Here is an 11,664-nt window from a genome sequence, read left to right as displayed (position 1 = left end):
CCTTTGGCTGCAACTTTGGGTCGGGAAACGAAGGTTGCTAAACTGTCTAGTTCAGAATGCGGCTCATGTCATGCCCGAAAACAGGCATTTTTATACGAGCCAATAGGCTGATCGGTGCTGGCAGCCCTTGGCAGCAGCAAGGCTTCAGGCTAAGAGGGGAAAAACTTAGGGGGCCACGCGTGAGCGATACAGATAGTTTCATTGAAGAAGTCAGCGAAGAAGTGCGCCGAGATAGGCTGTTTGCGCTGATGAAACGCTACGGCTGGATCGCTGTTGCGCTGGTTTTGCTGATCGTTGGCGGTGCGGCCTATAACGAATACCGCAAGGCGACACGTATGGCGCAGGAGCAGGCGATGGGAGACAGCATCATTTCCGCGCTTGAAAACGATGATACTGCTGAACGACGCGCCGCCCTCGAAGCGATAACGCCAGAAAACCCGGGCACGGCAGCTATTGTTGCGCTGCTCAAGGCGCAGGAAGCAACGGCCGCCGACGACAGAGAAGCTGCGATTGCTGCCTTGCAAGCGATTTCTAACAGCGCCGACACGCCATTGGTTTACCGCCAGATCGCCACGTTCAAGCTGCTTGGCCTTCAGGCAAAGACAGTAGACGCCGCAACACGACGCGCGGGCTATCAGACGCTTGTAGGCACGAACCCGCAATTGCGCCTGCTGGCTCAAGAACAGCTGGCCTTGATTGATGTCGAAGAAGGCAAAGCCGAGACAGCCATTGAAGCGCTACAGGCCATTGTCTCTGACGAGGAAAGCACTGTAGGCTTGCGTCGGCGGGCAAGTCAGTTGATTGTCGCTTTGGGCGGTGAGTTGAGTGCGCCGGAGGAAAACGCCGAAGAGGCAGCCTCGGAATAAGGGCCGCTACATGGGCTTTTGTGTTTGAGGCCAAGTGCTGGTAAGCAGTGCAAAAATATTGAGGGCTGGTGAGATGAGCAAATCACAATTTCTGGTAGGCAGTGCGCACAGTAAACTGTTTGGCCGCTTGGCGATTGGATTCGCATGTCTTGGCCTACTCAACGCTTGCGCTGAACCTGAGGTTATTCTGGCAGGCAAACGCGAACCCCTGCGCGCTGAAACAACAGAGGCGCTGGCAACCGTCGGTGAAAACCGCTCGGCGCCGGTTTCCTTGGCCAGTGTTCGAAACAACAGCAGCTGGTTACAACGCCACGGTAGCCCTGCTACTCGTGTGTCACATCCGGCGTATGGCGGTGCGATGCAGTTGCAATGGAGCGCCAGTATCGGGGTCGGTGACACGAAGCACGGCCGTATCACTGCCGATCCGGTTGTCGCCGGTGGTAAAGTCTTCACGCTTGACAGCGAGGCGCGTGTCAGTGCCACCGCAACCAGCGGTGCCCCTGTCTGGAGTGTGAACCTCGTGCCAGAACGCGACGCCGGACGTGACGCGACCGGCGGTGGGCTCGCCTACGAGAACGGCACAATATTTGTGTCGTCAGGTTTTGGTTTGCTGACAGCGCTTGACGCCAACAACGGCCAACAACTCTGGCAGCAAAAGCTCGATGCTTCCGGATCGGGTCATCCGACAGTCATTGACGGGATTGTCTACCTTGTGGCTGGAGACGCGACAGCATGGGCGCTTGACGCCAGTAGCGGACGCATCCTGTGGCAACTCGGTGCGAACTCTGACAAGAACAATATTATGGGTGGCCCTGCACCGGCGGTGAACGATCAACTCGTTGTGTTCTCCTTCGGGTCGGGTGAACTTCAGGCTGCGTTCCGCAAGGGCGGGTTGCGCCTTTGGGATGCGGTGATTTCGGGCCAGCGGCGCGGGTTGTCACGCACACGTATTTCGGACATCACCGGTGATCCGGTTATTATAGGCACGACGCTTTATGCAGGCACACACTCCGGGCGCACCGTGGCAATTGATGCAGGCAACGGCAGCCGTATCTGGACTGCTGAAGAAGGCGCGATGAGCCCTGTCTGGGTTGCGGGCGGGTCAGTGTTCCTGGTCTCTGATGCCAACGAACTCGTGCGTCTGGACGCGTCTGACGGCAGCCGCATTTGGGGCGTTAAACTGCCGTTCTTTACCAAAGACAAGCCGCGTAAACAGAAAGCTGTATTTGCGCACTACGGCCCGGTTCTGGCTGGCGGGCGGCTCTATGTGGCTTCTAACGATGGGCTGATCCGCGCGTTTGACCCTCGTGATGGCAGCTTGATCGGCAGTGCCGAGATCGCCGGTGGCGCAACAACGAGCCCTGTGTTTGTCAACGGCACGATGTATGTTGTCGGAGCCAAAGGCCAACTTTTCGCTTTCCGCTAGGGTCAAAGCCCTATAGGCAGCGTTTTTTCGCACCCATTTGTGCTGGAGCAAGTGCCATGAGTTTCACCCTCGCCATTGTCGGACGCCCGAATGTGGGTAAGTCGACGCTGTTCAACCGCTTGGTTGGCAAGCGGTTGGCGCTTGTCGATGACCAACCCGGCGTGACGCGCGACCTGCGTGAAGGCGAGGCCAAGCTGGCTGATCTACGATTTACTGTGATCGACACGGCGGGGCTTGAAGACGCCACCGACGAGTCATTGCAAGGCCGCATGCGCCGCTTGACTGAACGCGCCGTTGATATGGCCGATGCCTGTTTGTTTATCATCGACGCACGCGTCGGCGTGACACCTGCGGACCAGATGTTTGCCGATATCCTGCGCCGCAAGGGCAGCCCTGTGTTTGTTGCCGCCAACAAGGCCGAGGGCAACGCAGCTGACGCTGGTGTGATGGAGGCTTATGGCCTTGGGCTGGGCGATCCGATCCGCATGTCGGCAGAGCATGGCGAGGGGATGATGGAGCTGTATACGGCAATCATGCCTTCGGTTGACGCCCATGCAAAGAGCGCCGAGGCCGATGCGCCTGAGGTTGATGTAGCGGTTGGCGAAGACGGTGAAGAGCTGCCCGACCACACGCCAACAGTGAACCGCCCATTGCAGATTGCTGTGGTTGGCCGCCCGAATGCGGGTAAGTCGACCTTGATCAACAAAATTCTAGGCGAGGACAGGCTGTTAACCGGCCCCGAGGCAGGCATTACCCGTGACGCGATTTCACTGACCATCGACTGGTCGGGCACGCCAACACGGATTTTTGACACGGCGGGCATGCGTAAGAAAGCCAAGGTGCAAGACAAGCTCGAGAAGCTCTCGGTGTCCGACGGATTGCGTGCAGTGAAGTTTGCCGAGGTCGTTGTCGTGTTGCTTGATGCTGCGATCCCGTTTGAACAGCAGGATTTGCGCATTGCCGACCTTGCCGAGCGCGAGGGGCGGGCTGTCGTTATTGCTGTCAACAAATGGGACATCGAGGAAGACAAGCAAGACAAACTCAAGGAGCTTATCGAGGAATTCGCACGCCTGTTGCCGCAGTTGCGCGGTGCGCCGCTGATCACAGTGTCGGCCAAGACGGGCCGCGGGCTCGAGCGCCTGCGTGACGCCGTACTGCGCGCCCACGATACGTGGAACCGCCGCATTCCGACAGCGGCGCTCAACCGCTGGCTTGACGGTATGGTGCAAGCGCACCCGCCGCCCGCACCACAGGGCAAACGCATTAAGCTGCGCTACATGACACAGGCCAAAACCCGCCCGCCGGGCTTTGTTGTGATGTGCTCGCATGTCGACAAAATCCCGACAGCTTACTCGCGCTATCTGGTCAACGGGCTGCGTGAAGACTTCGACATGCCGGGCACGCCGATCAGGATGTTCATGCGTGGACAGTCAGATGCGAACCCGTTCAAAGGTCGCAAGAAGGCAGGCCCCTCCAAGCTGCGCAAACACACGCAGGGGCGGCGGGACTAGGGGGGATGCCTGCTGTCTATCGAATTGATATGCAAGTATTTCGAGTTTAGAATGCAGCCATGGCTCAACATCGAACCAAGAAGCACCACTAGGTGCCGCAAACGGTCCAACGGCGGTTTGGATTTGGTGATAGTCGTCAAAACGTTTGGTATTGTGAAAAAGATGCAGAGGGCAAGTTTGGCGCAATTGAGCGGCGAAACATAGCCTCAACGTTTCAAATCAGAGATTTCTATACGGTAGTTGAAAGTGACGCGCTTTCTGACAAAGTTGAAAAAGAGTTCTACGGCTCACTCGATGACTATTGGGGGAAATTCCTAAGCGAGATTGAGGGTATTTTTAGCTCTGGTCGTGTTGCAGAGGTTGTTGGAGAACCTTTAGCGGTGCTTCGAGATGCAGTTTTTCACTTTATAAAACGAACGCCAGAGTTTGTTAGCGATTTTGCTGATGATCTGTCAATTGGACGGGAGCTAATTAACATCGTTGTGGATGCTATGCGAACAGAAGGAGTTCAATCTAACGAAATAGATGGCTATGAAGCGAAGTACAGTGCCCCACACAAAGTCAAAGCACTAGGCCGGTCTATTCGTGTCAAAAGCGCCCTTGCGTCTTCAGATCGTGTGAGCGCTGCCCTTGAAGGGTTTTCTGTACGATGGGCAGTTGTTTCCAGCAAACACTCTCTCGTTTTATCTAGTTTGTATGTTTATCGGATTGGAAATGGCGGTTCAAATGGACTTGATAACCCAAGCTTCGAGATATGGGTTCCCATTTCGCCAAAACGAGTGCTTATTTTGTTGCGCGATGAAGTAGGGCGAATTCCGCTAACTAGTGAAATTGACCGCGAGAAGGTACGCGAAATTAATCTCTATGCTTCGCGGCAAGCGCAGGCATTGGCTTCGCACTCCAAAGAACTACTTCAATCTTTGACTGGTTTGGAAATCAGCGAACGATAGTGCTCTGTTTTACACCAACACGCCCTCAGCCGTTAGCGTAGACTTGTCGCCCAAATACCTGTGCAGCACTTCGGGTAGGCGCACAGAGCCGTCTTCTTGCTGACCGTTTTCCAGCACAGCAATAAGCGCACGGCCGACTGCGAGGCCGGAGCCGTTGAGCGTGTGGACAAACTCGGGCTTGCCGCCGTCGGCGGGCTTGAAGCGGGCGTTCATGCGGCGTGCTTGGAAGTCGCCCGCCACGGAAACAGAGCTGATCTCGCGGTAGGTGTTCTGGCCGGGCAACCACACTTCGATGTCATGTGTTTTGAGCATGCCTGCGCCCATATCACCGGCGCACAGAACAACCGTGCGGTAGGCGAGGCCGAGCGCTTCGAGCACCGCTTCGGCGCGGCCCGTCATGGCGGCGTGCTCGTCCATTGAGGTGTCAGGGTGGGCGATTGTCACCATCTCGACTTTTTCAAACTGGTGTTGGCGCAGCATGCCGGATGTGTCACGGCCAGCAGAGCCTGCTTCGGAGCGGAAGCACTGGGTGTGGGCGACAAAGCGCTTGGGCAGGTAGCTCTCGTCCACGGTTGCGCCATTGACGATGTTGGTGAGCGTGACTTCGGCGGTCGGCACGAGCCACCAGCCGTCAGTTGTTTTGTAGCTGTCCTCACCGAACTTGGGCAACTGCCCTGTGCCGAACATCATTTCTTCGCGCACGAGAACCGGCGTCCACGCTTCGGTGAGGCCGTGTGTGTCGACGTGCAGATCAAGCATGAACTGGGCGAGGGCGCGGTGAATGCGGGCCACGGCACCTGAAAGCACCACAAAGCGCGCACCGGAGAGTTTGGCGGCCGTTTCAAAGTCCATTCCGGCTTTGACGCCAGCGATTTCGTAGTGCTCTTTGGCCTCGAATGTCAGCTTAACGGGCGTGCCCCAGCGGCGCACTTCGACATTGTCATCTTCTGTGGCTCCATCGGGCACATCGTCATGCAGGAAGTTGGGCAGGCGGGAGAGGGCGTCATACAGTTGTGCGTCAAGCTCTTTGGCTTCGGTCTGCATCGTGGCGACTTCGGTCTTCTTGGCGGCGACGTCTTCACGCAGCTTGTTGAACAACGCGTCATCGCCTGACGCCTTGGCCGCGCCGATTTCTTTGGCGGATTTGTTCTGTTCGGCTTGGGCCGTTTCCGCGGCAAGGATCTTGCCACGGCGAGCCTCATCAAGCTTGAGCAACTCAGGAGAGACAGCTTCAAGCCCACGGCGCGCCATAGCAGCGTCAAAAGCGGCGGGGTTGTCACGGATCACGCGAATATCGTGCATCTCTACTGTCCTTCATGATTGAGTCGTGTGGACGCGTTATGGCCTATTTGACAGGGGCAGGTAAACGGGGGAATGGGCACCGCATTGAATTGCGCCCAGTTTTGACCATTGAGGCCATTGCATACGAGCCGCATCGGGCTTAGGTAGGTCGGGATTTTGGGGCAATGCCCTATAGGTGACAACGAGATGGGGACGATCAATGAGACCACAAGATTTACTTATGCTGGCCGCGATTTTCGCGATTATGTATTTCCTGCTGATCCGGCCGCAACAAAAGAAGATGAAAGAGCATCAGACGATGATCGACGCGGTGCGCCGTGGCGACCAAGTGCTCACACAGGGCGGCATTATCGGTAAGATCGTCAAAGTGCGTGACGATGGTGAAGTTGAAGTCGAGATCGCTGATGGTGTAAAAGTGCGGATGATCAAGTCAACAATCGCGCAGGTTCTCAATAAGACCGAGCCAGCCAAGAGCTAAGCGCTTTTCGCCCTAGACAAACGACAAGCGGGAAAGCCTCGCTGAACATCTGCGCAAGAGGTTTGCATGCTTCAAATTGATACCTGGAAACGTGTGCTAATTTGGCTCACGGTTGTTGTTGGCCTCATTCTGGCTTTGCCAAACGGCTTTTACACGCGGGTTGAAACCCACAACGACGCTCTGAAGGCGATCGAGCTTGGTGGCACGTCGCCCAGCCTGCAAGATCAGGCGGGTCAATGGCCAAGCTACTTGCCGTCAAGCCTTGTGAACCTCGGGCTTGATCTACGCGGCGGGGCGCATTTGCTGGCCGAGGTGCAGGTTTCGGATGTTTACAAAACGCGCGTGGCGGGCATGTGGCCCGAGATCCGCGATATGTTGGGCGAAGAGCGGGCAACTGTCGGAACTGTGCGCCTCCAGAAAGGCGCTGACGACGAGTTGCGGGTGCGGATTTCCAAGCCTGAGGCGATTGACCGCGCAGCCAGTCTTATTCGCGGGCTTGCACGGCCTGTTGCGAGCCTGTCGGGCGCAGGCGCCAATGACATTGAAGTGCGCGTTGATGACGGGCTCATTGTTGTCACGCTGTCGGAGGCTGAAAAGCTTGCCACTGACGAGCGCACCGTTAGCCAGAGCCTCGAGATTATTCGTCGCCGTATTGACGAAGTCGGCACACGCGAGCCGAGCATTCAGCGCCAGGGGTCGGATCGTATTCTTATTCAGGTTCCGGGGGTTGGCAGTGCTGCCGAGCTGATCGAGATTATTGGCAAGACGGCGCAACTGGCCTTTCACCCTGTTGTCAGCCGTGCGAGCGACGAGAACGCGCCAGCGGGGGCCGGCAATTTTGTCGCCCCGTCGCTTGACGAGGAGGGTGTGTTTTACATTCTGGAAACCGCGCCCGTTGTCACTGGTGAGGATCTTGTTGATGCACAGCCTGATTTTGACCAGAACGGCCAGCCTGCGGTGTCCTTCCGGTTTAACACGTCAGGGGCGCGCAAATTCGGCAACTACACCGCCGAGAACATCGGATCGCCTTTTGCTATTGTGCTCGACAACGAGGTGATATCGGCACCTGTTATTCAGAGCCACATTGCGGGTGGTTCGGGGATCATCACCGGTAACTTCAACCTCGAAGAAAGCACAAACCTCGCTGTGCTTTTGCGTGCGGGTGCCTTGCCTGCTGGCCTTGAGTTCCTTGAACAACGCACCATCGGCCCACAGCTTGGCGCAGACAATATCGAAGCGGGTAAGATCGCCTGTATCGTTGCCTTTGCAGGCGTGCTGATTTTCATGTTCCTCAGCTACGGAATGTTCGGAGTTTTCGCTAATATCGCGTTGATCATCAACGTCGGGCTCATTTTCGGCTTGCTCTCGCTATTGGGGGCAACGCTCACTTTGCCGGGGATTGCCGGCATCGTGCTGACCATCGGTATGGCTGTTGACGCTAATGTGCTAATCTTCGAGCGCATCCGAGAAGAGGCAAAGTCCGGCAAAGGGCCAGCGCGCTCGATTGACCTTGGCTATGAAAAAGCCCTTTCGGCGATCATTGATGCCAATATCACCACGTTTATCACTGCGGTCATTCTATATGCTGTCGGCTCCGGCCCCGTGCGCGGCTTTGCGATCACGCTTGGCCTTGGCATCATGACATCAGTGTTCACGGCAATTTTCGTGACGCGGTTGATCGTTGTAATGTGGTTTGAACGCCGCAAACCCAAAACGCTGGAGGTGTGATCATGCGCTTGCGACTGGTTCCCCAAGACACCAACTGGAACTTCTTCTCGTGGCCCCAGCTTTGGCTTGGCATTTCGGTAGTGCTGATGGTTCTGGCATTTGCCAGCTTCATGTTGCAGGGCCTGAACTACGGCATCGACTTTCGCGGCGGGACGACCATTCGCACCGATAGCGCCATGTCGGTTGATGTGAAGGCCTACCGAGAGGCGCTCGAACCGCTTGATCTTGGTGATGTGACGATCACCGAAGTGTTTGATCCGACTTTTGGCGAGGACAAAAACGTTGCGATGATCCGTATTCAGTCACAAGAGGGCGCTGAAGCTGTGACCGGAGAGGTCGAGAAGAGCGTGTTGAATGCACTTTCGACTGTTGCGCCGGACATTACATTTAGTGCGATCGACTCTGTCGGCCCGACAGTCTCGGGCGAGTTGATCAAGACTGCTGTGATTGCGGTTCTGCTCGCTATTGGCGCGGTGCTTATCTACATCTGGCTGCGTTTTGAGTGGCAGTTTGCTGTCGGAGCTGTGGCCGCGTTGGTGCATGATGTATTGCTGACGATCGGTGTGTTCAGCGAGTTGCAGATCAGGTTTGATCTGGCGATTATTGCGGCTCTGTTGACGATTGTCGGCTATTCGCTGAACGATACAGTGGTGGTCTTTGACCGTGTGCGCGAAAACTTGCGCCGCTACAAAAAGAAACCGCTGAAAGAAGTGCTCAACCAATCGATCAACGAAACGCTGAGCCGCACAGTGATGACGTCGGTGACGACTTTGCTCGCTTTGATAGCGCTTTATGTGCTCGGCGGAGACAGCATTCGCGGGTTTGTCTTCGCGATGATATGGGGCGTGATTGTCGGCACGTATTCGTCGATTTTTGTAGCGTCAACGATTCTGCTCTGGCTTGGTGTCAAGCGCGACTGGTCTAAACCGGACGCGACGTCAGGCAACCAATATGCTAACGTGGATGCCTGAGGCACTCGGCGAGGCACTGGCCTTTGATGGGCTTGTCTGGCTGATTGTTGCGGTGTTTGCAGCCGGGCTTGTGCGTGGCTTTTCCGGTTTCGGATCGGCGCTGATCTTTGTGCCGGTTGCCAGTAAGTTCATGGAGCCGGTCTGGGCGCTGATCTGCCTGACTGTTATGGACATTTTCGGGCCAATCCCCTTGCTTCGCAAGGCATGGAATGCAGGCGAACCACGAGACATTGCCAGACTTGGCATTGCCACACTTCTGACGCTGCCGCTTGGTCTCGCGCTGTTGTTTGCGGTGCCTGCCGAGGTGTTTCGCTACGCAGTTTCTACATTAGCGATCGCTGTGCCGCTTTTACTGATCACTGGGTTTCGCTATCGTGGTGCGCTGACTCCAAAGGTGATGTATGGTGCGGGGGTCGCGTCTGGTGTTACTGGTGGGGCTGTTGGTTTGCCCGGCCCACCGGTGATCTTGCTTTATGCCGCCAGCACCAAGCCCGCGAGCATCATGCGCGCCAACACGCTGGTGTTTCTCTTCGCCTTTGATTTTATGCTGCTCGGTTGGATCGCTCTGCAGGGGTATCTGGCGGCTGTGCCTGTTTGGCTTGGTTTGATCTTCATTATGCCTGCGATGCTGGGCAATATGGCGGGTGGCGCATTGTTTGATCCTGCGCGCGAGAAGATGTATCGCTATGTGGCTTATCTCGTAGTGTTTAGCGCGGCGATCAGCAGTTTGCCCATTTGGGAGGGATGATATGCAACTGACCGACATGCAGTTTTCCGAAGCGCAACCGGTTGACGGATACGGCAAAGGTTTCTTTAGGGTGATGGGCGAAAAAGTTGAAGGCGGGATGCTTTTAACGGCCGAGGGCGTCAGCTCCTGGGGCGGCTATGACGACAGTGCTGCGCTCCTGTCTTTGGCTGAGAGCGTCGATGTGATTTTTGTCGGAACGGGAGCTGACATTGCGCATCTGCCAGCAGGGCTGAGGCACGATATCGAGGCTGCTGGCATGGGAGTTGAAGTGATGAACTCGCCTGCGGCCTGCCGCACCTACAATGTGCTTGCCGCCGAAGGCCGGCGCGTTGCGCTCGCCGCTTTGCCTGTATGACCTGTATGGAGCTACGCGTTGAAAACCTGACAGTGTCGCGTGGTGGTTTGCCGCTTTTACAAGGCGTGCGCTTTTGTGTTGCATCCGGCCAAGCGTTGATCTTGCGGGGGCCAAACGGCATTGGGAAAACCACGCTGCTTCGCACCGTTGCCGGCCTGCAACCCGCTGTGAGCGGGGATGTCAGCGTTGACCTTGATGAAGTGTGCTACGCGGCTCACCTTGACGGGCTTAAAACAACGCTGAGTGTTGAAGAAAACCTGCGTTTTTGGGCGGACGTCTTCGGCACCGATGACGTTGAAACGGCCTTGGAGAGACTGAACCTCAACGAGCTGCGAACACGCCATGCTGGCACGCTCTCGTCCGGTCAAAAACGCCGGCTTGGGCTAGCGCGTTTGCTCGTGACAGGGCGCATGATTTGGATACTCGATGAGCCGACCGTTTCGCTTGATGCAGCCTCGGTTGCACTGTTTGCTGACGTAGTGCGCGCGCATCTTGCACGCGGTGGCATAGCGTTGCTGACCACGCATATCGAGCTTGGACTCGAAGATGCGCAAGTGCTTGAGTTGAACCCGTTTGAAGCCAAAGGCGGGGCAAATGACAGCGCAGACGAGGCCTTTTTGTGATTGCGCTGCTGGTGCGTGATTTGCGCCTTGCGGTGCGGGCAGGGGGGGGCTTTGGCCTTGGCTTGGCGTTCTTTTTGATCGTCGTCGTGCTGGTGCCTTTCGGTGTCGGGCCTGATACCGCTCTGCTCAGCCGGATCGCGCCCGGGGTGCTGTGGATTGCGGCACTTCTGGCTTGCCTGTTGTCACTTGATCGCATTTTTGCACTCGATTTTGAGGATGGCTCGCTTGACCTGCTGGCCACGTCTCCGTTGCCGCTTGAAGGCGTTGCCGCGGTAAAAGCGTTGGCGCATTGGGTCACAACTGGCCTTCCTCTGGTGCTTGCTGCACCGGTGCTTGGCTTGCTGATGAACCTGCCGCTGGCGGGCTACACGGCACTCATGATCTCGCTCATGCTGGGCACACCTGCGCTTTCGGTGATCGGAGCTTTCGGGGCGGCGCTGACTGTCGGGCTTAAGCGCGGTGGGCTGCTGATGAGCTTGTTGGTGTTGCCGATGTATGTGCCAACTTTGATCTTTGGAGCTGAAATGGCGCGGCGCGGCGCCGAGGGTTTGGATTATTCAGCGCCGATGTTTATGTTGGCGGGCATTAGCGCAGGAGCACTGGCGTTGCTGCCCTTCGCCAGCGCCGCGGTGTTGCGGGTAAACTTGCGATAAGGTGACTATCTGTCACTGGCACTTGCTTGGGTTTTCGGGCAAGACACGATGAA

The 11,664-nt window shown here is 56.7% G+C and carries 12 protein-coding genes; 11 read left to right on the top strand and 1 reads right to left on the bottom strand.

The genetic code is table 11. The annotated features are described in order from the left end of the window. Positions 1 to 179: 179 nt before the first annotated feature. The 4 genes from KO498_RS12865 (at position 180) to KO498_RS12850 (ending at position 4,753) form a co-directional block, all read left to right on the top strand. The gene (locus KO498_RS12865; RefSeq protein WP_215960281.1) at positions 180 to 866 is read left to right on the top strand and encodes a tetratricopeptide repeat protein; all 687 of its coding nucleotides are present in this window, start codon (positions 180 to 182) and stop codon (positions 864 to 866) included. A gap of 73 nt (positions 867 to 939) precedes the next feature. Beyond that, positions 940 to 2,292 (top strand): PQQ-like beta-propeller repeat protein, encoded by a 1,353-nt coding sequence (locus KO498_RS12860; RefSeq protein ID WP_215960280.1) that lies wholly within the window; start codon positions 940 to 942, stop codon positions 2,290 to 2,292. Between the two features lie 56 nt (positions 2,293 to 2,348). Continuing rightward, on the top strand, positions 2,349 to 3,803 hold the full coding sequence (der, locus tag KO498_RS12855; RefSeq protein WP_215960279.1) for a ribosome biogenesis GTPase Der: 1,455 nt from the start codon (positions 2,349 to 2,351) through the stop codon (positions 3,801 to 3,803). A gap of 92 nt (positions 3,804 to 3,895) precedes the next feature. Beyond that, complete coding sequence (locus KO498_RS12850) at positions 3,896 to 4,753, top strand: DUF4238 domain-containing protein (RefSeq protein ID WP_215960278.1); 858 nt, start codon at positions 3,896 to 3,898, stop codon at positions 4,751 to 4,753. Between the two features lie 9 nt (positions 4,754 to 4,762). Here the strand turns inward: KO498_RS12850 and serS are convergent, their stop codons facing one another. Further along, positions 4,763 to 6,055: a serine--tRNA ligase gene (gene serS, locus KO498_RS12845; protein ID WP_215960277.1), complete on the bottom strand. Its 1,293-nt coding sequence runs from the start codon at positions 6,053 to 6,055 to the stop codon at positions 4,763 to 4,765. Between the two features lie 199 nt (positions 6,056 to 6,254). Between serS and yajC the strand changes: the two genes are divergently transcribed. The 7 genes from yajC to ccmB all read left to right on the top strand — a co-directional run bounded on the left by yajC (position 6,255) and on the right by ccmB (position 11,611). Next, positions 6,255 to 6,533 carry a preprotein translocase subunit YajC gene (yajC, locus tag KO498_RS12840; protein ID WP_215960276.1) on the top strand — a complete coding sequence of 93 codons (279 nt, stop codon included), beginning with the start codon at positions 6,255 to 6,257 and terminating at the stop codon, positions 6,531 to 6,533. A 66-nt stretch (positions 6,534 to 6,599) separates the two neighbouring features. Further along, positions 6,600 to 8,261: a protein translocase subunit SecD gene (secD, locus tag KO498_RS12835; RefSeq protein WP_215960275.1), complete on the top strand. Its 1,662-nt coding sequence runs from the start codon at positions 6,600 to 6,602 to the stop codon at positions 8,259 to 8,261. A gap of 2 nt (positions 8,262 to 8,263) precedes the next feature. After that, the gene (secF, locus tag KO498_RS12830; RefSeq protein ID WP_215960274.1) at positions 8,264 to 9,232 is read left to right on the top strand and encodes a protein translocase subunit SecF; all 969 of its coding nucleotides are present in this window, start codon (positions 8,264 to 8,266) and stop codon (positions 9,230 to 9,232) included. Further along, complete coding sequence (locus KO498_RS12825) at positions 9,213 to 9,980, top strand: sulfite exporter TauE/SafE family protein (protein ID WP_252731404.1); 768 nt, start codon at positions 9,213 to 9,215, stop codon at positions 9,978 to 9,980. The genes secF and KO498_RS12825 overlap by 20 nt, the downstream gene beginning before the upstream one ends. 1 nt (position 9,981) lies before the next feature. Beyond that, positions 9,982 to 10,335 (top strand): Mth938-like domain-containing protein, encoded by a 354-nt coding sequence (locus KO498_RS12820; RefSeq protein ID WP_215960273.1) that lies wholly within the window; start codon positions 9,982 to 9,984, stop codon positions 10,333 to 10,335. A gap of 5 nt (positions 10,336 to 10,340) precedes the next feature. Continuing rightward, positions 10,341 to 10,958, top strand: coding sequence for a heme ABC exporter ATP-binding protein CcmA (ccmA, locus tag KO498_RS12815; RefSeq protein WP_215960272.1), 618 nt, complete (start codon positions 10,341 to 10,343; stop codon positions 10,956 to 10,958). Continuing rightward, positions 10,955 to 11,611 carry a heme exporter protein CcmB gene (ccmB, locus tag KO498_RS12810; protein ID WP_215960271.1) on the top strand — a complete coding sequence of 219 codons (657 nt, stop codon included), beginning with the start codon at positions 10,955 to 10,957 and terminating at the stop codon, positions 11,609 to 11,611. Before ccmA ends, ccmB begins: the two co-directional genes overlap by 4 nt. The last annotated feature ends 53 nt before the right edge of the window (positions 11,612 to 11,664 follow it).

Source organism: Lentibacter algarum, assembly GCF_018860975.1.
In the GTDB taxonomy this organism is placed as follows: Bacteria; Pseudomonadota; Alphaproteobacteria; order Rhodobacterales; family Rhodobacteraceae; genus Lentibacter; species Lentibacter algarum_A.
The sequence above is the reverse complement of the archived record's forward strand: the minus strand, read 5'-3'. Positions and strand labels throughout refer to the sequence as shown.